Annotated in this window: 27 protein-coding genes; 17 read left to right on the forward strand and 10 right to left on the reverse strand. The window is 66.2% G+C overall.

The window, feature by feature from the left end:
* Positions 1–28: 28 nt before the first annotated feature.
* From thiE to thiD, 6 genes are read left to right on the forward strand one after another with little or no spacing between them, the layout of a single operon-like run.
* A complete protein-coding gene (gene thiE, locus ACOGI7_RS11720) occupies positions 29–631 on the forward strand; it encodes a thiamine phosphate synthase (RefSeq protein WP_419848942.1) in 603 nt (200 codons plus the stop codon).
* On the forward strand, positions 624–1,769 hold the full coding sequence (gene thiO, locus ACOGI7_RS11725; protein ID WP_419848943.1) for a glycine oxidase ThiO: 1,146 nt from the start codon (positions 624–626) through the stop codon (positions 1,767–1,769). Before thiE ends, thiO begins: the two co-directional genes overlap by 8 nt.
* On the forward strand, positions 1,766–1,954 hold the full coding sequence (gene thiS / locus ACOGI7_RS11730) for a sulfur carrier protein ThiS (protein WP_419848944.1): 189 nt from the start codon (positions 1,766–1,768) through the stop codon (positions 1,952–1,954). Before thiO ends, thiS begins: the two co-directional genes overlap by 4 nt.
* A 38-nt stretch (positions 1,955–1,992) precedes the next feature.
* Positions 1,993–2,763: a thiazole synthase gene (locus tag ACOGI7_RS11735; protein ID WP_419848945.1), complete on the forward strand. Its 771-nt coding sequence runs from the start codon at positions 1,993–1,995 to the stop codon at positions 2,761–2,763.
* Positions 2,750–3,325 carry a thiamine phosphate synthase gene (locus ACOGI7_RS11740; RefSeq protein WP_419848946.1) on the forward strand — a complete coding sequence of 192 codons (576 nt, stop codon included), beginning with the start codon at positions 2,750–2,752 and terminating at the stop codon, positions 3,323–3,325. The genes ACOGI7_RS11735 and ACOGI7_RS11740 overlap by 14 nt, the downstream gene beginning before the upstream one ends.
* Positions 3,322–4,086, forward strand: a complete 765-nt coding sequence (gene thiD / locus ACOGI7_RS11745) for a bifunctional hydroxymethylpyrimidine kinase/phosphomethylpyrimidine kinase (RefSeq protein ID WP_419848947.1) — start codon at positions 3,322–3,324, stop codon at positions 4,084–4,086. The genes ACOGI7_RS11740 and thiD overlap by 4 nt, the downstream gene beginning before the upstream one ends.
* On the opposite strand, the gene ACOGI7_RS11750 is transcribed toward thiD, so the two are convergent.
* The 4 genes from ACOGI7_RS11750 to ACOGI7_RS11765 all read right to left on the reverse strand — a co-directional run bounded on the left by ACOGI7_RS11750 (position 4,070) and on the right by ACOGI7_RS11765 (position 7,529).
* Positions 4,070–4,738, reverse strand: a complete 669-nt coding sequence (locus ACOGI7_RS11750; RefSeq protein ID WP_419848948.1) for an O-methyltransferase — start codon at positions 4,736–4,738, stop codon at positions 4,070–4,072. The genes thiD and ACOGI7_RS11750 overlap by 17 nt on opposite strands.
* Positions 4,738–5,136: a TIGR03618 family F420-dependent PPOX class oxidoreductase gene (locus tag ACOGI7_RS11755; RefSeq protein WP_419848949.1), complete on the reverse strand. Its 399-nt coding sequence runs from the start codon at positions 5,134–5,136 to the stop codon at positions 4,738–4,740. The genes ACOGI7_RS11750 and ACOGI7_RS11755 overlap by 1 nt, the downstream gene beginning before the upstream one ends.
* 4 nt (positions 5,137–5,140) lie before the next feature.
* On the reverse strand, positions 5,141–7,201 hold the full coding sequence (locus ACOGI7_RS11760) for a HelD family protein (RefSeq protein ID WP_419848950.1): 2,061 nt from the start codon (positions 7,199–7,201) through the stop codon (positions 5,141–5,143).
* A 142-nt stretch (positions 7,202–7,343) separates the two neighbouring features.
* On the reverse strand, positions 7,344–7,529 hold the full coding sequence (locus ACOGI7_RS11765; protein WP_419848951.1) for a hypothetical protein: 186 nt from the start codon (positions 7,527–7,529) through the stop codon (positions 7,344–7,346).
* Between the two features lie 567 nt (positions 7,530–8,096).
* Between ACOGI7_RS11765 and ACOGI7_RS11770 the strand changes: the two genes are divergently transcribed.
* Positions 8,097–9,263, forward strand: a complete 1,167-nt coding sequence (locus tag ACOGI7_RS11770; protein WP_419848952.1) for an HNH endonuclease — start codon at positions 8,097–8,099, stop codon at positions 9,261–9,263.
* Between the two features lie 83 nt (positions 9,264–9,346).
* Here ACOGI7_RS11770 and ACOGI7_RS11775 read toward each other — a convergent pair whose 3' ends face one another.
* A complete protein-coding gene (locus ACOGI7_RS11775) occupies positions 9,347–9,607 on the reverse strand; it encodes a hypothetical protein (RefSeq protein ID WP_419848953.1) in 261 nt (86 codons plus the stop codon).
* Between the two features lie 87 nt (positions 9,608–9,694).
* On the opposite strand from ACOGI7_RS11775, the gene hemE reads away from it, so the two are divergent.
* From hemE to lnt, 3 genes are read left to right on the forward strand one after another with little or no spacing between them, the layout of a single operon-like run.
* Positions 9,695–10,747, forward strand: a complete 1,053-nt coding sequence (gene hemE, locus ACOGI7_RS11780; protein ID WP_419848954.1) for a uroporphyrinogen decarboxylase — start codon at positions 9,695–9,697, stop codon at positions 10,745–10,747.
* On the forward strand, positions 10,744–12,078 hold the full coding sequence (gene hemG / locus ACOGI7_RS11785) for a protoporphyrinogen oxidase (RefSeq protein WP_419848955.1): 1,335 nt from the start codon (positions 10,744–10,746) through the stop codon (positions 12,076–12,078). Before hemE ends, hemG begins: the two co-directional genes overlap by 4 nt.
* Positions 12,079–12,115: 37 nt before the next feature.
* Positions 12,116–13,597, forward strand: a complete 1,482-nt coding sequence (gene lnt, locus ACOGI7_RS11790; protein WP_419848956.1) for an apolipoprotein N-acyltransferase — start codon at positions 12,116–12,118, stop codon at positions 13,595–13,597.
* Here the strand turns inward: lnt and dtd are convergent, their stop codons facing one another.
* Entirely contained in the window at positions 13,598–14,035 is a 438-nt protein-coding gene (dtd, locus tag ACOGI7_RS11795; protein ID WP_419848957.1) for a D-aminoacyl-tRNA deacylase, read from the reverse strand.
* A 75-nt stretch (positions 14,036–14,110) separates the two neighbouring features.
* Between dtd and ACOGI7_RS11800 the strand changes: the two genes are divergently transcribed.
* From ACOGI7_RS11800 to ACOGI7_RS11815, 4 genes are read left to right on the forward strand one after another with little or no spacing between them, the layout of a single operon-like run.
* The gene (locus tag ACOGI7_RS11800; protein WP_419848958.1) at positions 14,111–15,376 is read left to right on the forward strand and encodes a glycosyltransferase family 4 protein; all 1,266 of its coding nucleotides are present in this window, start codon (positions 14,111–14,113) and stop codon (positions 15,374–15,376) included.
* A gap of 33 nt (positions 15,377–15,409) precedes the next feature.
* Entirely contained in the window at positions 15,410–16,162 is a 753-nt protein-coding gene (locus ACOGI7_RS11805; protein WP_419848959.1) for a class I SAM-dependent methyltransferase, read from the forward strand.
* 40 nt (positions 16,163–16,202) lie between these two features.
* The gene (locus tag ACOGI7_RS11810; RefSeq protein WP_419848960.1) at positions 16,203–17,228 is read left to right on the forward strand and encodes a prenyltransferase; all 1,026 of its coding nucleotides are present in this window, start codon (positions 16,203–16,205) and stop codon (positions 17,226–17,228) included.
* A 35-nt stretch (positions 17,229–17,263) separates the two neighbouring features.
* On the forward strand, positions 17,264–17,713 hold the full coding sequence (locus tag ACOGI7_RS11815; RefSeq protein ID WP_419848961.1) for a very short patch repair endonuclease: 450 nt from the start codon (positions 17,264–17,266) through the stop codon (positions 17,711–17,713).
* Here ACOGI7_RS11815 and ACOGI7_RS11820 read toward each other — a convergent pair.
* From ACOGI7_RS11820 to ACOGI7_RS11830, 3 genes are read right to left on the reverse strand one after another with little or no spacing between them, the layout of a single operon-like run.
* Positions 17,710–18,891 carry a DUF1214 domain-containing protein gene (locus ACOGI7_RS11820; RefSeq protein ID WP_419848962.1) on the reverse strand — a complete coding sequence of 394 codons (1,182 nt, stop codon included), beginning with the start codon at positions 18,889–18,891 and terminating at the stop codon, positions 17,710–17,712. The genes ACOGI7_RS11815 and ACOGI7_RS11820 overlap by 4 nt on opposite strands.
* 48 nt (positions 18,892–18,939) lie before the next feature.
* The gene (locus ACOGI7_RS11825) at positions 18,940–19,524 is read right to left on the reverse strand and encodes a class I SAM-dependent methyltransferase (RefSeq protein ID WP_419848963.1); all 585 of its coding nucleotides are present in this window, start codon (positions 19,522–19,524) and stop codon (positions 18,940–18,942) included.
* Positions 19,525–19,540: 16 nt separating this feature from the next.
* On the reverse strand, positions 19,541–20,035 hold the full coding sequence (locus ACOGI7_RS11830) for a GtrA family protein (RefSeq protein WP_419848964.1): 495 nt from the start codon (positions 20,033–20,035) through the stop codon (positions 19,541–19,543).
* Between the two features lie 88 nt (positions 20,036–20,123).
* Here ACOGI7_RS11830 and ACOGI7_RS11835 point away from each other — a divergent pair, with 88 nt between their 5' ends.
* The 3 genes from ACOGI7_RS11835 to ACOGI7_RS11845 are packed head-to-tail and all read left to right on the forward strand — an operon-like array spanning position 20,124 to position 24,055.
* Positions 20,124–20,969, forward strand: coding sequence for an acyl-CoA thioesterase (locus tag ACOGI7_RS11835; RefSeq protein ID WP_419848965.1), 846 nt, complete (start codon positions 20,124–20,126; stop codon positions 20,967–20,969).
* A complete protein-coding gene (locus ACOGI7_RS11840) occupies positions 20,966–22,315 on the forward strand; it encodes a PQQ-dependent sugar dehydrogenase (RefSeq protein WP_419848966.1) in 1,350 nt (449 codons plus the stop codon). The genes ACOGI7_RS11835 and ACOGI7_RS11840 overlap by 4 nt, the downstream gene beginning before the upstream one ends.
* A gap of 54 nt (positions 22,316–22,369) precedes the next feature.
* Positions 22,370–24,055 carry a thiamine pyrophosphate-binding protein gene (locus tag ACOGI7_RS11845; RefSeq protein ID WP_419848967.1) on the forward strand — a complete coding sequence of 562 codons (1,686 nt, stop codon included), beginning with the start codon at positions 22,370–22,372 and terminating at the stop codon, positions 24,053–24,055.
* 17 nt (positions 24,056–24,072) lie between these two features.
* Here ACOGI7_RS11845 and ACOGI7_RS11850 read toward each other — a convergent pair whose 3' ends face one another.
* Positions 24,073–25,005 (reverse strand): cache domain-containing protein, encoded by a 933-nt coding sequence (locus tag ACOGI7_RS11850; protein ID WP_419848968.1) that lies wholly within the window; start codon positions 25,003–25,005, stop codon positions 24,073–24,075.
* Between the last annotated feature and the right edge of the window lie 32 nt (positions 25,006–25,037).

The following is a 25,037-nucleotide window of genomic DNA, read 5'->3' on the forward strand; positions in this document are numbered from 1 at the left end:
TCGAGACCCTTCGAACCGGATCGATCCAATGACTCCACATGTCCCCAGACTGCACGTCATCGCCGACTGCGCTTCATTGGCCGACGAGGCCGTGCGAGGCGGAGCGCCCGCGGTGCAGGTGCGGATCAAAGGGTCGGGCGATGCCGCGGTGCTGGCGGAGTGCCAGCGCATCGTGGCCGCGGCCCACAGGTCTCAGGCCATGGTGATCGTGAACGACCGGGCCGACATTGCCCTGGCGGCTGGCGCCGACGGGGTTCACGGTGGCGCCGACGACCTGCCGGTGTCGGTGCTGCGCCGCCTGCTCGGCCCCGACCGACTGGTAGGGGGCACCGCCCGAGATCCCGAGACCGCCCTCCGCCACCAGGCCGACGGTGCCTCCTATGTGGGGGTGGGGCCGGTGTACGCCACCGCCACCAAAGACGGGCTGCCCGACCCTCTGGGGCCGGCCGGGGTGGAGAAGGTGGCCACCGCGGTGGACATCCCGGTGATCGCCATCGCCGGGATCACCGCTGCCCGGGTGCAGGAGATGTTGGATGCCGGCGCCCATGGTGTGGCGGTGATCGGCGCGGTGGCCCACGCCTCTGACCCGGCCGTAGCCACCGCCGAGCTGCTGGAGGCTCTCGGTGGCTGACGTGTCTTCCAAGCCTTACGTGCCCTCGCATCCCGACGTAATCGTCGTGGGAGGAGGCATCATCGGGCTGTCCGCGGCCTGGCAACTCCTTCGAGAGGGCGTCGAAGTGGCAGTGGTTGATCCCGCGCCGGGTACCGGAGCGAGCCACGCGGCCGCGGGGATGCTGGCCCCCATCCACGAGGCCTACTGGGGCGAGACCCACATCCTTCGACTGAACCTGGCCGCCAGCCAGGCGTGGCCGGCGTTCGCCGACTCTCTGGGCGTCGACGCCGTGGACTACCGCCGCAACGGGATGCTGATGGCGGCCTACGACGCCGACGACAAGGCGCTGCTCGACAACCTGGGCGACCTGCACGAGCAGGAGGGCTTGCCGGTGGAGCGGCTCCGCAACAGGGAATGCCGGTTCCGAGAACCGCTGCTCGCTCCCGGAGTCCGGGGCGGGGTGTACTCACCGCTTGACCATCAAGTGAACCCCCGACGAGTGGTGGCTGAATTGCTGAGACGGGTGCCCACCATCCCGGCATCGGTCACCGAGGTAGCTGGCAATCAGGTGGCGACCGACGACGGCCGAGTAATGGCCTGCCAGCAAGTGGTGGTAGCCGCAGGGGCGTGGACGGGACGGCTTCTGGGGGTGCCGATCCGGCCCATCAAGGGGCAGATCCTTCGCTTGAGCGGCCCCGAGGGGCTGTTGCAACTACCGGTGCGGGGGGTGGTGCGGGGGTCGAGCGTGTACGCGGTGCCCCGCAGCGACGGCGAGATCGTAGTGGGCGCCACCCAGGAGGAACAGGGCTTTGACACCCGAGTGACCGCGGGCGGCGTCTACGAGTTGCTCCGAGACGTGTTGGCCCTCTTGCCGGGACTGAGCGAGATCGACCTGGTGGAGACGTGGGCCGGCCTGCGCCCCGGCGCCCCCGACAATGCCCCGATCATCGGCACCGGCGACGACGGCATCGTGTACGCCACCGGCCACTACCGCAACGGCATCCTCACCGCGCCGATCACCGCCACTGCGGTGTCGGCGGTGGTACAGGGCCACGAACCGCCGGTTGACCTAGTGCCGTTCAGCCCCGGCCGGTTCGATGCCAAACCAGGAGGTCACACCCCAGACCCCGAACACCTCAGCGGGGTACCGGCATGATGGTCGTGGTGAACGGGGAAGCTCGAGACGTGCCGGCCAACTGCACGGTCGGAGCCCTTGCCCCCAACCAGCGAGGGGTTGCCGTAGCCGTGAATCGGGAAATCGTCCCTCGCAGCCGGTGGGGCCAGGCCCATTTGGCCGAGGGCGATCGGGTCGAGATCCTCGAAGCAGCCAAGGGGGGATAAGTGGGCGACTCGCACGAGCCCTTGGAGGGTAGGCCGTAATGGGCGACTCGTGGACCGTGGCCGAGCGGAGCTTCACTAGCCGGCTGATCACCGGCACCGGAGGGGCACCCAACCTGGCGGTGCTGGAGCGGGCCCTGGCCGCATCGGAGTGCGAGCTGGTCACGGTGGCGCTGCGGCGAGTGTCGCCCGAGGCCGCGGGCTCGGTGCTGGACGTGATCGACCGCTTGGGCCTAGAGGTGCTGCCCAACACCGCCGGATGCCACACCGCGGCCGACGCCGTGCTCACCGCCAAACTGGCCCGGGAGGCATTCGAAACCGACTGGGTGAAGCTGGAGGTGATCGCCGACGACATCACCCTTCTGCCCGAGGGCATCGAGTTGGTGGAGGCGGCCGAGACGCTGGTGGACGACGGCTTCACGGTGATGGCCTACACCAACGACGATCCGGTGCTGGCCCGCCGCCTCGAAGACCTAGGGTGCGCATCGGTCATGCCCCTTGGGGCGCCCATCGGATCGGGATTGGGCATCCGCAACCCCCACAACATCGAGATGATCGTGGAGCAGTCGTCGGTGCCGGTGGTGCTGGACGCGGGCATCGGCACAGCCTCTGACGCCGCGTTGGCCATGGAGTTGGGCTGCGACGCGGTGATGGTGGCGTCGGCCATCACTCGGGCCCGCGACCCTGAGCAGATGGCCATTGCCATGCGGCTGGCCACCGAGGCGGGGAGGCGGGCGCGACTGGCCGGTCGGATACCCAAGCGCTACCTCGCGGAAGCCTCGACCTCCACTCAGGGTCGTGCCCAGTTCTGACCACCGCCGGCCGTTTAGCCTGAAGCGGGCGCTGTCCTCCGAGCTGCTCGTGCTCAGCGATGTGGTGGTGGAAGCACCAGCGGTGATCTTTCGGGCCAAAGACCGCCCGCCGCAGATCAGGCGTCAGCTGGCCAAGGTGATGAGAGAGCAAACCGACTGCCTGATCCTGGCGTCGATGATCGATCCGGCGGCCGATGGGGTGCATTTGGCCGGATTCGACCGGTATCCCAAGGTGTACCAGGGCCTGGTCGGGCGGTCGTGCCACGGACTCGACGAGGTGCGCCAGGCCGAAATCGAGGGAGTGGATTACGTGACCCTCTCCCCCGTGTTCGAGACGGAGTCGAAGCCGGGCTACGGACCGCCGCTGGGGCTGGGCGGGCTGGGACGGATCGTCCGGCAGGCCCATGTTCCCATTTACGCACTTGGGGGGATCGACTTGGGCCGGGTCGCTGCCTGCCGGGATGCTGGGGCAGCTGGCGTGGCAGTGCAGGGGGCGGTGGCCCGCAGCCCCGATCCCCAGGGGACCATCGCCGCTCTGTTGGACGAGTGGCACTCGGGATGAATCCTCCCGTCGCGCTGAGCGTGGCGGGGTCGGACCCGTCTGGTGGCGCCGGCATCGCCGCTGACCTAGCCACATTCGCCGCCCTCGGCGTTCACGGAGCCGCGGCGATAACCGCGGTCACGGCCCAGAACACGGTGGGCGTGCAGGGAGTCCATCCCATTCCCGCTGACTTTGTCGCTCAGCAACTCGACTCGGTGCTCAACGACCTGCCGGTGAGAGCGGTGAAGACCGGCATGCTGGCCAACCGGGAGACCATCGCCGTGGTGGGCGAATACGCCGCCGACGGACGGCTCCCCAACCTGGTGGTCGACCCGGTCATGGTGTCGTCTACCGGTGCCCGCCTGCTGGACGCCGGGGCCGAGGCCCTCTACCTGGAGTTGCTCAAGTACGCCACTGTTGCCACTCCCAACACCCGGGAGGCCGCGGTGCTCCAGGAAGTGGCCGGTTTGGACGGAATGGGCGAATTGGGTTCGCTCTGTCCCGGCTGGCTGGTAGTCACCGGCGAAGCCACCGCCACCGACCGGGTGCATCACGACGGCGATTGGGCTGAGCTGACCGGAGATATTGTCGAAACAGGCAACGACCACGGGACGGGCTGTACGTTCTCTTCTGCGGTAGCCGCAGGTTTCGCCACGGGGTTAGAGCCGATGGATTCGATCGCGGCGGCCAAGGAGTTCGTGCGCCAGCGCATTGTCCGGTCGGCAAACTGGCAGATTGGGTCCGGCCGAGGGCCAGTGGCGCACCTTATGGGGCCAAAGTGATCAGCGTGAGGCCGTCGGCGATGGGAAGCATCACTTGGGCAGTGCGGGGGTCGGCGACCACGGATGCGTTGAATTCTCGAATGTGGGCGGTGCCGGGGTTCTCGTCGAGGTCGGCATCGGGGTCGGCCACCTGGCCACCCCACAGCACGTTGTCCACCAAGATGATTCCCTTGGGGCTGAGACGGCGCAGAATCTCCTCGTAGTAAGTCTTGTACGACTGCTTGTCGGCGTCGATGAAGGCCAAATCGATGGGAGGGTCATCGGGCAGAGCGGCCAGAGTCTCGGCTGCGGGGGCGATCACCACCTCGATGCTGTCGGCCACTCCGGCCCGCTCCCAGTACGGGCGGCCGATGTTCACCCACTCGTCGCTCACATCGCAGCACAGCAGCCGTCCCCCGGGAACGAGCCCTCGGGCGATGGACAGGGCGGAATAGCCGGTGAAGGTGCCCACCTCCACGGCGAAACGCACGTCGAGCAAGCGGGTGAGCAAGGTCATGAACGCGCCCTGTTCGGGGGCGATCTGCATTCCGGAAATACGGCCCAACTCGGCGGTGACGTCGATCAGTTCCTGGGCGATGGGGTCGATGCCCGCGCCGTGGGCCACCAGGTACTCCTGCACGTTGGTGCTGAGGCCGATGCCCTTGGGGTTCATTAGGCCCGCCCCAGCACTGAATTCACCTCGATGATGATGGCTCGCCGGTCGGCACCCCGGTCTTTCGCGGGGCTGTAGCGCTCGCCGTAGCGGGCCACGGCGTCAGCGCACTCATCAGGGTCGGCGGTGACGGTGGCGTGGCCTTCCAGGGTGACCCATCGGCCCCCGTCCACCTGGCATAACGCAGCCCGACCGCCCCCGGCCGCATCCAGCAGGCGCACCTTTTTGGCCCCGGCCCAGGTGATGATGCGGGCAGTGGCGGTGTCGGGATCCCACGTGAACCCCACCGGGGTCACATGGGGGGTGCCGTCGGGGCGCAGGACGGTGAGCGAGGCCAAATGGCGATCCCGGAGGAAGCTGTTCATCTCGTCGGTGAGGTTGCGGGGGTCGTGGGCCATCGGCTCATGCCTCCTTTGGGAGCAAGGGCTCGGGCAGCGGGCGGGCGTACACAACCACCAGACGCTGGGTGGCCCGGGTCACGGCCACGTACAGAGCTCGCATTCCCTTGGGGAGCTTCTGGCAGATGTCGGCTGGCTCCACCACGATGGCGGTGTCCACCTCAAGCCCCTTCACCAGCTCCACCGGCACGATGGTCACCCGGGATTCCAGACCCCTCTCATACACCAGACCGTGGTCGATGTCGGCAGAGGTGAGCGCCTCAGAGATGGCATCAGCCAGCGCGTTGTGACAGATCACCGCCAGGTTCCCGTTGGCCAACACGCTGAGCTCGGCCTTTACCTCGCCGACGACGGCGGCGGTCAGGCGGGCATGGCTGGGGTCGCCGTCTTGACCGTTGCCTTGGCCGTTGCCGGAGGGTGGGGCTTGATGGGCGACCACGGGCACGAACCGGGGAGGGCGGCCCTCGGTGCGGATCGATTGAGGCGGAACCAGACCGGGCATGGCGGCGTCGAGCACTTTGGCGGCCACGTCCATGATGGGCTCGGGCAGGCGATAGCCGATGGTCAACTCGGCAAAGCGGGGATCTTTGTCTCCGGGTAAGTGCTCGATCACGCTGTCCCAGGAGTCGTGCCCCCATGCCGAGGTGGCCTGGGCGATGTCGCCCACCACGGTCATCGACCCGTTGAGCGAGCGACGGCTGATCATTCGGAGCTGCATGGGCGACAGATCTTGGGCCTCGTCCACCACGATGTGGCCGTAGGTGCGGATCGAGTCCGCCTGTTTGTGGCCGGGACGGGGGCCAAGCAAGGCCAGAGCCTCATCCAGCAGGGGGGCATCGTCAGCCGTCCACACCACATCGGAGGCGTGGGCGGCTCGGGGGCGATACAGCAGATCGGTCTCCTCCGCAGTGAGCAGCGACCCGGCGGCAGAGCGGAGCAAGGCCGGAGAGCCGAACAGGTCGTGGAGAAGGTGAGCTGGGGTGAGCACCGGCCACATCCACTCCAAGGCCTCGCGCAGCTCGATGCTTCCGTGAAGCCGCTCACGCACCGTCTCGACGTCAGGACCGGGGCTGTTGGTGCGCGATGCGCTGTCAGTCAGGCACTGGTACATCTGCTCTTCGACAAATCGACGAGCCCGATTATGGGTGCGGAACCGTCTGCGGGCCTGGCGCACGATCTCTTCGCTCTGGGCAACGGTGAGCCGGAGACGGCGAAGGCCAAAGCCCACTGTCACGTCGGCGCGCAGCGGGCGCTGGCGATCCCGGCGGGCTCGGCGCAGCACCGAGATCATGCGCAGGTCACCCTTGATGCGGGACACCCCGGAGTCGTCCAGCCCTTTGACCCGGGTGCCGGGCAGCAGGTCGGCCAGCATCGAAACCTCCACACCGGCTTCGCCCAGCGAGGGCAGCACCTGCTCAATGTAGGTGAGGAACAGGCGGTTGGGGCCGAGTACCAGCATCCCCTGGCCTTCAAGGGGGAAGCGGTGGGTGTAGAGCAGATAGGCGGCACGGTGGAGGGCGGCCACCGTCTTGCCGGTGCCAGGACCGCCCTGCACCATCAACAAGCCGGGCAGCGGCGAGCGAATGATGGCGTCCTGTTCGACCTGGATGGTGGCAGCGGCGTCGGCGAGCCGACCGGTGCGCCCAGCTTCCAAACCGGCTCGAAGGGCGGCCTCCCCCACCAACGGCATCCGGCCCCGGCCGTTGGTTTCGCCGAAGTACTCGTCTTCCACCCCCAGCAGCTCCCGGCCCCGGGTGACGAAGTGGCGGCGCCGAGACAGGCCCATGGGGTCGCTGCCGGTGGCCCGGTAGAAGGCCTCGGCGGCCGGCGCCCGCCAATCGATGGTCACCGGCTCTTGATCGTCGTCCCACACCGCCACTCGGCCCACATAGAGCCGGTCGCCGCCTTGCTCGTCGGCCCAGTCGAGGCGGCCGAACACCAGCGAGGCGTCACCAATGTCGAGTGCGCTGAGCCGGGTGCTGATCGAATCCCAGATGATCTCCCGCTCGTAGCGGGCCTGATGGGTGCCCCCCGCGCCCACCTCCACCATGTCTTGCAGCGACAAAGCCCGCTCCCGGGCAGTTTCGAGGGCTTGGTGAGCCCGATCGATGTAAGTCTGCTCCGCGGTGTGATCGGGGTGAATCGGGATGCTCCTCAGACTGAGTTCAAAATCAGTGAACGTTCAAGTCTAGTACGAAATTGACCGGTTATGGCGTGACAGCCTCGCCGATCTCCTTGAGGGCGTCGCCGATGGCGGCACGGAGACGGCGGGCGAGTTGGGGAGGCAGATGGGCCACGAGCCCATAGCCAGCCTGGCCCACTTCCTCCACGGTGAGCACCACTCGAGGAGTGGCGTCTTCGTAGTCGTCGGCGATGGCCACCGCCCACGACACCGGGGAGAACTCGTCGTCGTCGCCGGGGGGAGGTCGAGGTCTTGCCCACCGCCAAACCCTATGAGGTCGAAGCTCAAGAGCTGCCCGATCCAGCCCCCAGGTCCCAAGCCTCCCAGTCTGATCGCACCGTCACCGGCCCCGCCGCCGATCCCTAACCCTGACCAACCGCGGCCACAGCCAGAGCGCCACCCCAACCCCAATCCCAGATCTAGCGCCAGCCCACAGTGCTTGGACCCATAGTCCGCCGAACTCACGAACAGGAACGGCGTACCACAACGCCATCGCGACCCCCACGGTAACCACGAAGAAAAACACGTAGTACCGCCACCCTTGAAAATCGTCCACCAGTCCAGAGACTAGCCAGGGCCAAGCCGCACCCGTCAGAGAAGAGATCGGCCTAGACGACGGCTAAGCGAGCGCCCGGCCCCGCCTGCCGCCGGTCCTAACGAGGTCGGCCCCACTGAAAAATGTCGAGATTCATATGTTGTGACTGTAAATAGATTATTTTTCATTGTTGACGAGATATTCCATGTAGATACTGTCACTAGTGTCGGTAGACTGGTGGGCATGGAATCTGGGACGTTGACCAGGGGAAACGCCAGCACTGGCGTGCATATTGAGGCGGTGGAGATCGCCGGGTTGGACGATGCTTCCCTGGATTTGCGATTGCGTCAGATAGGGCGAGCTCGCAATCAGTTGGACGGGTTCTTGGCTGAGGCGGTGGCGGAGAAGAAGCGGCGCACCAGCCCGTATGACACGGCCAACACACTGAAATCTGAACTCCGCCAGTCGGGCCAGCAGGCCCAGCGCACCATGCGCGACGCTGAGCAACTCGAATCGCTGGCGGCCACTCGGGGAGCGCTCTCTGACAGCCGGATCACCTCCGAGCACGCCCGCATCTTGGGAACTGCGGCACAAGCCGGGCCCCTGGACGAAGACAAAATGTTGGCCGCCGCCGAACATCAGACCCCTGAGCAGTTGCGGCGCACGGTGCGCGACCATCAAGACGAGCTGTCTGGCGACACAGACGGTGCCAAGCGGCTTGAGCGCCAACGGAGAAAACGCACCGCCAGCTTCACTGAGCAAGACGATGGCATGTGGCGGCTGTTCGCTCTGTTCGACCCGGTCGCCGCGCAGGGCATCCGGGCTGCGCTGAACCACAAGACCGATATGGCCTGGCACGCCACCGCCGGCCGCGAGCGGCTCGAAGCCCGCCACCGCCGGGCCGATGCCATCGCTCAGCTGCTGACTCGCACCACAGACGGAGAGGCCGAGCAGCCCCAGCCGACCAGCTTGTTGATCCTGGCCGACTACGACGCCATCGACCGTCAACTTGGCAATCCTCGGTTGGCTGATGGCAGCCCGTTGCCTCAAGACGAGTTCCGCAAGCTGGCCTGCGATGCCGAAATCCTCACCGGGATCTTCGATGCCGACTTGCAATGCCTCTCACTGGGACGCCAACGCCATCCCAGCCCCCAACTCCGAGCCGCCATTACCGCTCGGGACCAAGGCTGCATCGGCTGTCGAGCTGAACCCGAGTGGTGCGTCTCCCACCACATCATCCACTGGGAAGACGACGGCCCCACCCAATCTGACAACCTCGTGCAGCTCTGCCACGACTGTCACCACAAAGTCCACCACCGTAACTGGGACGTCGAACAACACCCCGATACCGGCCGCCCCTACCTACGACCCCCCTGGCAACAACCCCCCGAACCACCGCCCAGACGCTGATAATCCGCGCTCAAGCAGTCGCAGCCACGCTGATTGCATTGAAAAACTGGCCGCACACCCCGAAGCAGGCCTTATGGACACGCTTAGGAAGTCTCAGCCTCGCCGATTTCTTTGAGCGCGTCGCCGATGGCGGCCCGCAGGCGACGGGCTAGCGGTGGGGGCAGGTGGGCTACCAGGCCATAGCCGGCCTGGCCCACTTCCTCGATGGTGAGCACCACCCGAGGGGTGGCGTCTTCGTAGTCGTCGGCAATGGCCACCGCCCACGACACCGGGGAGAACTCGTCGTCGTCGCCGGGGGGGAGGTCGGCCGGGTCGAAGGGGTAATCGTCTATGGACCGGCGCACCGCATCGATAGTACTTGGGGCGCCGGTACCGGAGCGCCGGTATTGGGCGATAGCACCGCGAGCCTTGGTGATCGGTACCTTTTAGGCGTGGCCAACCGTGCTGCCATCACCAACGACGGCTTTCTGCGGGCCTGCCGCGGCCTGCCAGTCGAGCGGGTGCCGGTGTGGTTCATGCGCCAGGCAGGTCGCTCGCTTCCGGAGTATCGGGCCATGCGGGGGGAAGGGTCGATGCTGGACACCATCGCCCGCCCGGACGTAGCCACCGAGATCACCCTTCAGCCGGTGCGCCGCTACGGGGTGGACGCGGCCATCTTGTACTCCGACATCGTGGTGCCCACCCACGCCATCGGATTCGGGGTGGACATCGTGCCCGGGGTGGGGCCGGTGGTGGAGCACCCATTCCGCGAGGTCCGTGACCTCGATCGGCTACGCCCGCTCGACCCAGAAGCAGATACCCCCTACGTGCTGGAGACTGTCGGCAACCTGGTGGCAGAGCTGGATGTGCCGTTGATTGCCTTCGCCGGGGCGCCGTTCACCATGGCCTCCTATTTGGTGGAGGGGGGGCCGTCGCGCACGCACGCCCTCACCAAGCGGTTGATGCACAGCGAACCAGGATTGTGGGCCGCTCTGCTGGATCGCTTGGCCGACCTGGCCATCGCTTCCATCGGCTCGCAGCTCGACGCCGGGGCTTCCGCCTTCCAGCTCTTTGACTCGTGGGCCGGAGCGCTGGCCCCCGACGAGTACCGGCAGTTCGTGCTGCCCGCCAGCCAGCGAATTTTCTCCGAGCTGGGCAACCGGGGCGACGAGGCGCCAGGCATCCACTTCGGAGTGGGCACCGGCGAGCTGCTGGAACTGTTGGCCAAGGCCGGGGCCGACGTGGTGGGGGTGGACTGGCGAGTGCATCTGGACGACGCTCGAGAGCGGCTCGGCCCCGATGTGGCCGTGCAGGGCAACTTGGATCCCGCCGCGGTGCTGGCCCCGTGGCCGGTGGTGGCCGACCGGGCCACCGACGTGCTGGATCGCAACGCCGGACAGCCGGGTCACGTGTTCAACCTGGGCCACGGTGTGCTGCCCGAAACCGATCCCGAGACGCTGGAACGGGTGGTGGAGCTGGTACACGGATACAAGGCCGCTCCGTGAGAATCGCCGTTGTCGGGGCGGGGATCACCGGGTTGGCCGCGGGCTACGAGGCGGCCAAAGCTGGTGCTGAGGTGGTGGTGTATGAGGCCGCCGAGCGGGCGGGGGGGCGGATTCTCACCACCGAGTTGGCCGGTCAGCCGGTGGACGAGGGGGCGGATGCGTTCTTGGCCCGGGTGCCGTGGGCAGTGGAACTTTGCCAAGAGCTGGGGTTGGCGGGCGAGCTGGTGTCGCCGGCCCAGCGGGCGGCGTTTGTGTACTCCCGAGGGGAGCTGCGGGCGCTGCCTCAGCCCAACGTGCTGGGGGTACCGCTGGATTTCGACGCCTTGGCCGCCTCGGGAATTGTGTCTGATGGTGGGGTGGACCGGGCCCGCCAAGAACCTGACTTGGCCGGGTCGCCGCTGGTTGACGACGAGTCGGTGGGCAGTTTGGTGCGGCGGCGGCTGGGCGACGAAGTGGCCGACAGGCTGGTGGATCCGCTGGTCGGAGGCATCAACGCCTCATCGATCGACGACCTGAGCGTGGGAGCTGCCGTGCCTCAGTTGGCCGAAGCCGCGGCTCGGGGCCCCAGCTTGGTGCGGGAATTGAGCCGTCTGGCCGCGTCGTCGACCGCCGACCCCGAAGCGCCGGTGTTTTACTCCCTGCCCGACGGTGTGGGGCGATTGACCGATGAGTTGGTCAGCCGACTAGGCCAGCGGCTGCGGCTGTCGTCCCCGGTGACTGATCTGGGCGAGCTGGATGCCGACCAAGTGATCGTGACCCTCCCGGCAGACGTGGCCAGCGCGCTGGTTGCTCCGGTTTCGTCGGCTGCGGCCGATCTGTTGGGCGAGATTGACTACGCCTCGGTGGTGCTGGTGTCGCTGGCTTTCTGTGCCGCCGACGTAGATCACCCCATGGCGGGATCGGGCTATCTGGTGCCCGCGGTGGAGGGCCGGACCATTACCGCCTGCTCGTGGGCGTCGAGCAAATGGGCCCATGTGGGCTCGCACGACACAGTGGTGATGCGAGTGTCGGTTGGCCGCTATGGCGACGACCGGGCGTTGTCCTTCGACGACGATGCTCTGCTGGACGTGGTGCGGACCGACTTGGCGGCGACGATGGGCCTGGAGGCCGAGCCCCACACGGTGCGCATCAGCCGATGGGAGCGGTCGCTGCCCCAGTTCCGACCCGGCCATCTGGAGTTGGTGGCCGACATTAGACAGGTGCTGGCCCAAGACGCCCCCTGGTTGCAGGTAACCGGGGCGTGGGCACGGGGCCTGGGGGTACCGGCCTGCATCAACCAAGGCCGACAGGCGGCCCAGGCCGGCCTGACCGAGGGCGCAATCGTCAGATGAAGACCTGCGTCCGCGTGGCCGAAGGCGCAATCACCCGATGAGCCCGCGACTCGCCGTGTGGGCTCGCACCAGTGGGTGGACCGCGGCAGGCTCTTTGGCGGCGGGCGGGCTGGTGGCGCTTTCGATGCCTCCGTGGGGATGGTGGCCGCTGGCTTTGGTCGGATTGCTGGCATTCGAGCGCCTCATTGCCGACCAGCCGATTTGGGCCCGGGCGTGGCGGGGGTTTGGATTCGGGGCGGGCTGGCTGTTCCCGGCCACGCTCTGGATGGTCGACTTCACCCTGCCCGGCTATCTGGCGGTGTGTGTGGTGTTCTCCGCGCTATACGGCCTCGCCGGGGCGGCTTGTCCGCCAGGGCGCAGTCGATGGCTGGCGCTACCCGGCCTGTTTGTGCTGGCCGGAGCGATTCGCTGGCGGTGGCCGTTTGGGGGGGTGCCGCTGGCCACCCTGCCCATGAGCCAGGTGGATACTCCGTGGGCCACCACTGTGCGGGTGCTCGGACCGTTGCTGCTGGTGGGGGTGTGTGCGGCCATCGCCATGGTGCTGGCTGCCGCGCTCGATCGCCGCTGGCAGGCGGCAATGGCCTTGGCAGTGGTGGTGCTGGGGTTTTGGGGCTGGGCGGCTCTGGCCCCCCGGGGTTCGGCCACCGGCACCATCGACGTGGCCGTGGTGCAGGGAGGCGGCCCACAGCGGACCCGGGCGGTCAACACTGAGCCTGGGGTGGTGTTCGCGCGGCACCTCGAGGCCAGCCAACTGGTGCGGCAGCCGGTGGACTTGGTGGTGTGGCCCGAAGACGTGGTGGACGTGCATGGCCTGTTCTCCAACAGCCGGGAGCGCCTGCGGCTGGCTGAGCTGGCCCGCGAACTCAACACCACGCTGGTGGCCGGAGTGGTTGAGGACGTGTCGGACACCGAAGCGGCCAACTTCGCCGCGGTGTTCGCCCCCGACGGCACCCAGGTGGACCGTTACGACAAGGTCCGACTGGTGCCGTTCGGGGAGTACGTGCCGCTGCGGTCGTTGATCGAGCCGCTAGCCCCCGACTATCTGCCCGCCCGAGACATGCGCCGAGGTGACACCCCCGCGGTGGTGGACACCCCCGTGGGCCGCCTCGGGGTGTCCATTAGCTGGGAGATATTCTTCGAAGACCGGGCTCGAGACGCCATCGGCAACGGCGGCGAGGTGCTGTTGAACCCCACCAACGGGGCCAGCTATTGGCTCACCATCGTGCAGACCCAGCAAATCGCCAGCTCCCGGCTGCGGGCTTTGGAGGCCGGTCGCTGGGTAGTGCAGTCGGCCCCCACCGGGTTCAGCGCCTTCGTCGATCCCGACGGCAACGTCTACCAGCGCACCGCCGTCTCCGAGCGCAAGGTCATCCAAGCCGAAATCGAGCTCCGCACCGGCCAAACCCTCGCCACCCGCGCCGGCCCCTGGCCCATGATCGCCCTCGCTATGGCTGCCCTGCTGGCCGCCTGGGTAGCTCACTCAAGGACCACCACCTCTCCCCGCCGCCAATCCCGCTGATCAGACCTCCACCATCAGGGTGACGGGGCCGTCGTTGATCAACTCGACGGCCATCATGGCGCCGAAGGAGCCGGTGGCCACGGTGGCGCCGAGGGCGCGGAGTTCGACAACGAGGTCTTCGATCAGGGCGGCGGCTTGATCGGGGGCGGCGGCGCCCAGGAACGAGGGGCGGCGGCCCCGGCTGATATCGCCGTAGAGGGTGAACTGGCTCACAACCAGCAGTTCACCGCTGGTGTCGGCCACCGACAAGTTCATGTGCCCGTTCTCGTCGGTGAAGATGCGCAAGTTCCACAGCTTGCCGGCCATCTTCTTCACTGTGTCGGCGTCGTCATCGTGGGTCACGCCCACCAGACAGCACAGCCCAGGACCGATCTCCCCGATCACTTCGCCGTCTACCCGAACCCGGGCTTCGGCGGCCCGCTGCACCAGCGCTCGCACGGGGCCAAGATAGCGGTCAGCCAGAGCAGCTGAGCATTTGCCAAACCCACCGAATTCCGAAAGCCTTGTGGGGCTATGGTCTCGGCGGATCGCCCGCTCAAAATCGCCCTTTTGTCGTACCGGGGCAAGCCCCACTGCGGTGGGCAGGGAGTGTACGTCCACCATCTGAGCAAGGCGTTGACCGACCTCGGTCACCACGTGGAGGTGCTGAGCGGACAGCCCTATCCGGTGCTCGAAGATCGGGTGCCGCTGCACGAGCTCCCCAGCCTGGACATCTTCAACGACGCCTATCCGGGGCGGATGCCGGGGTTCTGGGAGATCAAGTCGTGGGCCGACGCCGCCGAGGTGGGTTCGTTCATGACCGGTGCCTTCTCGGAGCCGCTGGCGTTCTCTATCCGGGCGTGGCAGATGCTGCGCTCACGAGTGGGGGATTTCGACCTGGTCCACGACAACCAATCGCTGGGCTACGGGCTGCTGGCCATAGAACGGGACGGCTTGCCGGTGCTGGGCACCATCCACCATCCCATCACCGTCGACCGCCAACTGGAGCTCGAACACGCCCGAAGCCCGATAGAGCGGCTGGGCAAGCGGCGCTGGTATTCCTTCACCCGTATGCAGGCCCGGGTGGCCCGGCGCCTGCGGCGAATCATCACCGTGTCGGAGTCGTCGCGCGACGACATCGCCCGAGACCAGAAAGTGCCCCGCCGCCTGATGCACGTGGTGCCGGTGGGGGTGGACCCCGAGCAGTTCCGCCCGCTGCCCGGCATGGAACGCAATCCCGAGCAGATCATCACCACCGCCAGCGCGGATGTGCCCATGAAGGGCCTGCGCTACCTGTTGGAGGCAGTGGCCAAGCTGCGCACCGAGAGGGACGTTCGCCTGATCGTCATCGGCAAGCCCCGCGAAGGGGGCACCTCAGCCGAAGCCATCCACAATCTGGGCCTGAGCCAGGTGGTGGAGTTCATCTCCGGGGTGCCCGACGAGCGCATCGTGGAGCTGTACGCCACTAGCTCGGTGGCGGTGGTGCCGTCGCTCTACGAGGGGTTCTCGCTGCCGGCCATTGAGGCCATGTGCAGCGGCACGCCGCTTGTGGCCACCACGGGAGGAGCTCTGCCCGAAGTGGCCGGCCCTGACGGTGAAACGTGCGTGTCGGTGCCACCAGGCGACAGCGAGGCGCTGGCCGCGGCGCTGAGCAGAGTGCTGGACAATCCCGAAATGGCCGCCCGCATCGGAACGGCGGGACGGGAGCGGGTGATTGGCCGGTGGAGCTGGCGTCACACCGCCGACCAGACGGTGGAGCACTACCGGGCACTGCTCGACGAATGGCGGCCTGGCCGATAGGCACGAATACTCTCGGCGATTTCCAGTTCGATCATGCTGACCGTTGACTACAACCGCTTGGGCCTGAAGCCAGGCGAACGGCTGCTCGATTTGGGATGCGGGTTTGGGCGTCATGCTTATGAGGCCGCCCGGCAGGGCGCCCATGTGGTGGCCTGTGATCTGGCGTCGGCCGAACTGTCCGAGGTTCGGGCCACGTTCGCGGCCATGTCGGATGCTGGAGAGCAGTACCACGGAACGTGCCAAGCCGCCCAGGGTGATGCCACCCGCCTGCCGTTCCCCGACCAGTCGTTCGACCGGGTCATCGCCTCTGAGGTGCTGGAGCACGTGGACTCAGACGATCAGGCGCTGGCCGAGCTGACCCGGATTCTGCGCCCCGGCGGGGTGCTGGCGGTAACGGTGCCCACCTGGTTTCCCGAGAAGGTTTGCTGGGCGCTGTCGGATGAGTACCACGCCCCCAAGGCGGTGGGCGGCCATGTACGGATCTATCGGCGCAGCGAACTCCGGCGTCGGCTCCGACGGGCCGGGCTGGCCCCCTACTCGGGTCATCACGCCCACGCGCTGCACAGCCCCTATTGGTGGTTGCGGTGCGCGGTCGGCCCCAACCGCGACGACCACCGGCTGGTGACGGCTTATCGCCGGCTCTTGGAATGGGATATTGTTCGCCAACCAAGAATCACCCGAATAGCCGAACGGGTCCTGAGTCCAGTGCTGGGCAAGAGCCTGGTTCTTTATAGCCGGAAGCCAGGATCACAAAGTCCAAGGGAGAACGAGCTTGTCGTCGCCTGAATCCCAGAATCACAGGGAGACCGAACTTGCCGGGCCTTGCGTGGCCGGCGTTTTGTCGGCAACCGAGCTAGAGCAAACCGCCGACAGCATCGCCGATTGGCAGCTTCCCAACGGGATGATCCCCTGGTTCCCCGGCGGCCACGCCGACCCATGGAACCACGTGGAGGCGGCCATGGCATTGACCGTGATGGATCGCCGGATAGAAGCTGAGCGGGCCTACCAGTGGTTGGCGGATCATCAGCGCCCCGACGGCGCCTGGCACCAGTACTACGTGGCCGACGGCGTGGAACAAGACAAGCTCGATGCCAACTGCGTGGCCTACGTGGCCACTGGCGTATGGCACCACTACCTGTGTACCGGCGACCGGAGCTTCTTGGAGAGCATGTGGCCGGTGGTGGAGCGGGCGGTGGACTTCGTGCTTGATTTGCAGTTCCCCCGAGGAGAGATCCGCTGGGCCCGCCACGCCGACGGCACGCCGTGGTCGTTCGCCCTGCTGACCGGGTCGTCGAGTATCTGCCACAGCCTGCGAGCCGCCATCGCCACCGGCGAGGAGTTGGGCCACGAGCGGCCCGACTGGGAGCTGAGCGCCGCCCGGCTAGCCGATGTGATCCGAACCCAACCCGACGCCTTCGCCCCCAAGCACCGCTGGGCCATGGACTGGTACTACCCCGTTCTGGCCGGCGTGGTCACCGGCCAGGAGGGCCGCACCATGCTGGCTTCCCGCTTCGACACCTTTGTTATGGACGGCCTCGGAGTGCGCTGCGTGTCGGATCGGCCCTGGGTCACCGCGGCGGAGACCTGCGAGAGCCTTATGGCTCATCTCGGCGTGGGCCGAAGAGACATCGCCGCCGAGATGTTCGAGTGGGTGCAAAACCTGCGAGCCGACGACGGCTCCTACTTCACCGGCATGGTCCATCCTGAGCGGATCCACTTCCCCGCCGACGAGCGCACCTCCTACACCGCCGCCGCCGTCATCTTGGCCGCCGACGCCCTATCCGGCACCTCCCCCGCCTCCGCCCTCTTCTCCAACCACCGCACCCTCCCCGAGCTCATCACCATCGGCTGAGCGCTCTCCCACCGGGACGTCGCTACCATCGGCCCATGGGCGGGCTGCCGGAGGAGTCGTGGGCGTCGTCGGAGGCGACTCGCAAGTCGATGCAAGGCAACCGCAGCCGCGACACCAAACCGGAGTTGGCGGTTCGCTCGGCGGTGCATCGCCGGGGATTGCGTTATCGGGTGGCGGCCCGACCGCTGCCGGAGCTGCGGCGAACAGCCGATCTGGTGTTCCGCAAAGCCAAAATCGCAGTCTTCGTGGACGGCTGCTACTGGCACGGCTGCCCCGAGCACCACACCCAGCCCGCCACCAACCCCGAGTATTGGTCCAACAAGATCACCGGCAACATCGCGCGCGATCAAGACACCGACGCCCATCTCCAAGAGGCTGGCTGGACCGTCCTCCGCTTCTGGGAGCACGAAGACCCCGAAACCGTCGCCGATGCCGTCGAGCAAACCGTCCGAAGTGCCCTGGAACGAGGGATAAGGAACAGCTAGCAGCGGAAGCGGTGGGCGCGGGATTGGCGGCGGGTGGCGATTTGGGCGGCGCGTTGGTCGGGAGTCAAGCGGGTGGTGAAGTCGGGAAGATGGTTGTTGATCTCCGTGAAGGGGACTACTAGGCCCTCGGGGGTGGGCATGGTGGTACTGAGCACCCAGCGGAAAGTGATGAGGGCCTCGGGGCGGCCTTCGGTGTCGAGCCAGTTCTGCACGCCTGGGTCGTGATGGGCCACCACGATACGGAATCGGCCGTCGGGGTCCACCGCGATTTGGGCGTTGTTGAGGCTCACGGTGCGGTTGGCGAAGTCCAGTGACTCGAACCAGGCGTAGCTGTAAAGCATGAACGACCAGTACTGGGCGTTGGGCACGTCGCAGCTCACTACCAGGGCCTCGTCGGGCCCCAGTTCGTAGGAGCAGCCGCCGTAGCCGATGGCGTCGGCCCCACCGGGTACCGAGCGGGGGCCGTAGAACACGTTGGGCGGGGCGGCTCGGCGGCTGCGCTCCATCCACTGGTTCCAGAACACCAAGGCGTCCTCGGCCCAAGCCATGGCCCGGTCCAAGCCGTCGGCGAACTCGGCTGGGCCGAGCGGGGCGGGCTGCTGGCCTTCACTACCTACCCGCTCGATGAAGAACCGGCCCGGCTCGTCCACTCCCCAGTCCACGTTGTACTCCCGCACGGAGATGTGGTCGGTGTGCTCGTCGATGGGGAGCCAGTTGCCGTCGTGGGGAGTGGCACTAGCGATGAAGGTGAAACTGCCATCGGGATCCACCGCGAAGTCGTCGCTGGAGCGCTCGGCGGTGATGCCCAGACGATTCTGGTGCATCTCGCCGTGGGCGCTTTGGATCACGAACATGGCCCCCGGCGGCAGCCAACCGGTGATCCGATAGGAATGCTCGGCGCTCACGTGGGCCCGCCAGTAGGTGTTGTCCACGTTGGGACCGCCCCAGCGCATGACGTCGTCGTTGTGGCGGTACATGACCGGGAAGTCCCGGTCGGCAAACTCAACCTGCTCGATCCACCCCTGCATCAGCAGCCGGCCTAAGTGTCGATAACCCTCGGCCCGATCAGCCGCCTCCGCGGGAAAGTCGTCTTCCAGCAGCCGGTCACCCGCCGCTTTCAATCGATCGCAGAACTCCCGCCACGCTTCGCCTGATTCCAGCCTCTGTTCTTGATTCACGCCGTAACGGTAGTGAGGCGGCGGGAGGCCCGCTCGGCACGGAGCAGGTCAGATGCCGGGAGCGCAGCGAGTGAGGACTCTTAGAGAGCCGGTGGCGGGCTGCTCGTTGAAAGCACCGGAGTCCATGGCCCGGCAGTAGATCTCGTAGGGGGGGCGGCCGCCATCGGCGGGGTTGGGGAATACGTCGTGAATGGCCAAGCGGCCACCGACGGCCACATGGGGCACCCAACTCTCGTAGTCGGCGTGGGCGGGCTCGGCGCCGTGGCCGCCGTCGATGAACAAGAAGGCCAGCGGGGTGGACCAGTTTCGGGCAATGGCCACCGAGTCGCCCACCAACGCCACCACGCTCCCCTCCAGTCCGGCCTGGAACACGGTGCGGCGGAAATGGGGCAAGGTGTCGATCAGGCCGACGGCGGGGTCCACCAGGTCGGGTTCGTGCCACTCCCAGCCAGGCTGGTTCTCCTCCGACCCCCGGTGGTGGTCGAGGGCGAACAGCACCCGGCCCTGGGCTTGGGCGGCGTCGCCCAGATACACCGACGACTTGCCGCAATAGCTACCCACTTCCAGCAGCGGACCGTCAACTTCCAGATCGCAGGCCGCCCGGTGAAGGGCCAGCCCCTCATCGGGGGGCATGAACCCTCGGGCAGCTTCAGCGAACGCCCGCCGACTGGGTTCCATCGTCTTGGGTCTCAAGGCCCTTGTCAGCAGACCCTCCGTTGAGCGCTGGACCGAACAAGTACTGGTCGCACACCGCGTACTTCACCAACCACACCGTGCCGAAGGCGCCCACCGATGCCGCGGTGATGAACCAGCCGTTGTCGGTGGCGGCATCCACCAAGCCCACGGCCAGCGACGACAGGGCCAGCCCAGCCAGCGAGACCAGCCAGAAGGGCAGCACCACTCGGCCCCACTGAGTAGGGCCGCTGCTGTCCCACACCCACCCCCGGTACAGGAAATAGACGGGGATATTGGCGATCATGAAGGCAACCAGATTGGACACCAGCCCCGACCAGCCCAGCAGGTCGTAGCACACCCGCAGAATGGTCTGACCCAGTACCACCCCAACCGCCGATGTGCCGCAATAGCGCACTAAGCGGCGCCAGTTCTCCAAGACGTGAGCGCGGGCAGAGACCAGAAGCGACATGGGGAGAAACAAGCGTACCCCAGCCCCTCTCAAATCCGACCACTAGGCCATAAGGTTTGCCTAACTCTGACGGTAGGATCAGTCGGTCATGCAAGCAGAGGTAGATGCGCTCATCGAACTGCTGGATCTGGAGCCCATCGAGGAGGACATCTTCAGGGGAGTCAGCCCCCAAGAAGACCGACAGCGGGTGTTCGGCGGTCAGGTGGCCGGCCAAGCCCTCGTAGCGGCTACCCGCACAGTCGAAGACAGGGCAGTCCACAGCCTCCAGGCCTATTTCATCCGCCCCGGCGATGTGGCCGCACCCCTGGTGTATCTGGTGGAACGGGTGCGGGACGGCCGCTCGTTCACCACCCGCCGGGTGACCGCCATCCAGCACGGCCAGCCCATCTTCGCCATGTCGGCCTCCTTCCACAAACAAGAAGAGGGCTTCGAGCACCAAACCGACCTCCCCGCAGGCATCCCCGACCCCGAGGACCTAGAGCCGTACGTGTGGCCGGGCTTCCCGGTAGACGACCAAGGCCGAATGATCCGCCCGATTGAGCTGCGCTACGTGACCGGCTCGCCCGCAGAACGGGGTCAGAGCCGAGAGCCCCGCTTGCAGGTGTGGCTGCGGGCCACCGGCACGCTGCCCGAGAACCCAGTGCTGCACACCTGCATGTTCACCTACGCCAGCGACATGACAGTGCTGGATACCGCCACCAAGGCGCTGCCGGTGCGGGGCAACGAGATCGACATTCAAGCGGCCAGCCTGGACCACGCGATGTGGTTCCACCGCCCGCTGCGCATGGATGACTGGATCTTTTTGGACCAAGTGTCCCACTCGGCGTCTAACGCCCGGGGATTGGCGTGGGGCACGGCGTGGAACCGCACCGGCGAGCTGGTGGCCTCAGTGGTGCAAGAGGGATTGATCCGACCACTGCTAAAGCAACCATGAGTATCTACACCCGAATGGTGGCGGCGTTCGCCGCGGCCTGTCTGCTGGCCAGTGCCTGCGGGAGCGGCAACGACGATGTCGGCCAGCGTGATGCTGGTCCGGCAAGTATGTCCACGGCTGCGGCCACCGCTGGTGCAGCAGCCACCACGGCCCCTGCTCAACAATCAGGCGCCGACGCCCCCACCGTTGCCGGAGATCAGCCAGCAGACTCCCCTGCGACCGACCCGGCCCCCGACCAAGGCGAGGACGAACAAGCCGCGGTGACCGACCAGCCTGCAGAGGCAAACCTGGCGTTGACTCCGGTGGCGTCGCTTACCGATCCGATGGCGCTCATCGCCCGACCGGGCACCGGCGGCACCAGTGGAGACCTCTACGTGGCCACCCGGGAGGGCCAGGTGTGGCTCATGGGCGCTGACGGGGATGAACCTCCCGAGATGGTGCTGGATATCAGCGCCCAAACCAGTCCAGAGTGCGAAGAAGGACTGTTGGGCATCGCCTTCTCCCCTGACGGATCGAAGCTCTACGTGAGCTCGACCGACTTGGGGGGCGACAGCTTGATCGTGGAGTACCCCATGAGCGGGCAGTGGGTTCAGGGCGACCAGGGCCGGACGGTGCTGAGCGTCGACCAGCCGGCATGTAACCATAACGGCGGCCATATTGCCTTCGGACCCGACGGTTACTTGTGGATCGGATTTGGCGACGGCGGCGGCCGAGATGACATGTTCAACCAGGGCCAGGATCTGGACACCCTGCTGGCCACCATGGTCCGCATCGACCCCGAGGCCGACGGCGACTCGGATTACTCCATTCCCGCCGACAACCCGTTTGCCGACGGCGGGGGGCGAGCTGAGATCTGGGCCTACGGCGCCCGCAACCCGTGGCGGTTCTCGTTCGATCGAGACATCGGCGATCTGTGGATCGCCGATGTAGGACAAAACGAGTGGGAGGAGATCCACGTACTGCGGGCCGCCGACGGCTGGAAGCCAGGGGCCAACCTGGGATGGCCGCTTTTCGAAGGCCACGTGAGGTTTTCCGGCGCCGAGACTCCTGAAGACTTGGACTTCCCCATTCACGTGTACGACCACGACACCGGTTGCTCTATAACCGGCGGCCACGTGTACCGGGGCTCGGCCATACCCAGCCTGGTGGGCACCTATGTGTTCGGCGATTTCTGCCAAGGCCGCCTGTGGGGTCTCACGCTCGATGACCAAGGGCAGGCTACCCAGATAGAACTCGGCCTCTCCGTCGATCCGGTCACGCTGGTCTCCTTCGGCGAGGACGCGGCGGGCGAGTTGTACGTGTTGAGCTTCGACGACACGGTGTACGGGCTGGAACCGGAGGGATAGCCGCTTCCGTCCGACCCGGCACCTTTCCGCTCTGACAAGATCAGCATCGTGAAAATGAGCGGTGGGGAGGCTTTGGCCAAGTCATTGGGCCGAGAGGGAGTCGAGATCGTCTTCGGTATTCCCGGCATCCAGATATACGGAGTCGTCGCTGCGCTGCGTGACGAACCCGGCATCCAGTTGGTCGTCACCCGCCACGAGCAAGCCGCTACCTACATGGCCTACGGATACGCCCGAGCGTCGGGCAAGCCAGGGGTGGCCCTCGTCGTTCCTGGTGTGGGCGTGTATAACGCAGCAGCGGGACTGGCCACCGCCTACTCCCGCTCTCAGCCAGTATTGCTGATTGCCGGGCAAATCCCCCGGGATCAGATGGGCAAGAACCTCGGCGGCGTCCATGAGGTCGAGGACCAAATCGACATCGTGCGGCCCGTTACCAAATGGCGCCAGCAAGCCCTTGCGCCAAAAGCGATACCCGGGGCCGTTTCCGAGGCTTTCCGACAAATGCAGACCGGTCGTCCCCGCCCGGCGTATCTCGAAGTCCCGCCTGATGCTGCGGTGGAACGGGATGAAGTCGAATTGAGGGAACCCGTTCCTGTCTCACGGATCGTGCCTAGCCCTGAGCAGTTGAAAGAAGCTGCCTCTGCTATCGCGCGCTCTCGTCTACCCCTAATCGTTGCCGGTGGCGGAATAGCTCTGTCCGGCGCAGAGCAGGCGCTCCTCGAGCTGGTCGAAGCCACAAACATCCCAGTGGTGACGTCGGGCGGTGGAAAGGGCGCCATCCCCGACAGCCATCCTCTGTGCTACGGCTCATGCGTCAGCCCCGGCGGTGAGCGACACGAGATGAATCAGCTGCTGGACGTTATGAAAACCGCCGATGTCGTAGTCGGGATCGGAACCCGCTTTTCCCTGGGCAACCCCGCCGGGGAGTCATCGACGCTCGTGAACATCAACATCGACGACTTCGACCTCACCCGGATTCAAGACAACACGATTCCATTGCGCGGCGACGCCAAAGCAACCATCAACTCTCTCTTGCCACTTCTGGTTGAAGCCGGGTGTCGAGACCGCCCGTCCCCTGCTCAAGCCGTGTCCGCCGCCCGACGTCTGATCGCCTACTACGACATCAGAGACAACGAACCCCAGTACCCCATCTTGGAAGCAATCAGACGGGGGACTCCCGAAGACGCATACACCGTGTGGGATGTCACCCAATTCGGTTTCTATTCCCGAACCCATTGGCAGGTGAACCACCCGAACACCTACATCGACTCTGGGTACTCGTTCAATTTGGGCTTTGCATTCCCGTCAGCGCTGGGAGCAAAACTGGCCAAACCAGATCACCCAGTGGTGTGCTTCGCTGGGGATGGCAGCTTCATGTTCAACTCATCTGAGTTGTCAACCGCCATCAAATACGGAATCAACGTCACCACCGTCATCTTCAGAGATGACGCCTACGGCAACGTGGCCCGCGACCTAGACGATTTTTTCGACGGCTCCTACGGAACCGACCTCACCAACCCCGACTTCGTGAAGTTCGCCGAATCGTTCGGCGCCATTGGCATGAGGGCAGACGACCCCATGGACCTTGAAACCTTGATTCCTACTGCGCTCGAACAGCAGGCACCAGTGGTCATCGACGTCCCCATCGGCCACATTCCTCTACCCCGCCCCAAGCAGATCGAACATGTACCCAAGCTGCCCTGGACCCATCCTCAGGAGGGGCTGATCTCGTTCGAAAGCTGAACTGCCGAGCGGCAGACCTAGCCGGATTCGTACCAGCCGGAGGCGATGTGGATGTCGTCTCGTTTGACGATCCAAGTGTGCTTGGTCTCCCAATCTCCGCTTTGGGGGTTGAGATAGGTGTAATCCACCCACTTGCCGGTCTCGGTGGCCGTCACCATCTCATCAGCGGCAGCCAGGCCCTCGGGGGTGGCACCGAGAATCTCGTGGAGGGTCTGCCCCACATTGTCGGGAACCGTGGGATGGGCCAGCACCACGCCGTCGAGGTCGAAGGCGAACCCGTACCATTGACCGTCCACGCTAGGGGGGTCGGTGCTGTCGGGAGAATGCAAGTGCTCGATCAGGGCGCTGCGTCCGTTGGACTCATAGAACCAAATGGCGTCTTCGACGAAGGCCCTGGTGTAAGAGCCAGGCTCGGCTTTGGTGGCCGGAGGAACGGGGAAGGAATCCTCGTACCAGCCGGAGCCGAAGATCAGGTCGTCCTGGCGTTTGGCCCAAGTGTGCTTGGTACCGCCGGTGTCGGTTAGGGGGTTGTAGAACACGTAGTCCACCCAGTGGCCTGACTCGGGCGATCCCTTCAGCAGGGGGCCGTAGGCGTGACCGGTGATGTCCACCCGCTGGCTTGAGTTGGCGCCCACCCGCGAGGGAATGGTGGCGTGGGCCACGGTAATGCCCGAGTTGGCATCCATAATGAACACGTACCACTGGTCGTCGGCGCCGGCTTCGTTGTTGTAGTAGTCGATGGTGGCTTGCCGGCCGGTCTCTTGGTATCGGTCTACGGCCTGCTGCACATACCACTTGGTGAACGCGTCCCGCTCGGTCTTGGGCGGTGGCACTGTCTCTCCACCATCGTCATCATTGCCGCACGCCGCGGCCACCAGACCGAAAACCAGCAACAGCGCCAGCACAGTGAGACTCACGCGTCCGTAGCTGTCGCTCATGCGCTTGGTCATGTTCTTCCTTTCCAAAATGGCTGGTTCAGGCT

Source organism: Candidatus Poriferisocius sp. (genome assembly GCF_965204145.1).
Lineage (GTDB): Bacteria > Actinomycetota > Acidimicrobiia > Acidimicrobiales > Bin134 > Poriferisocius.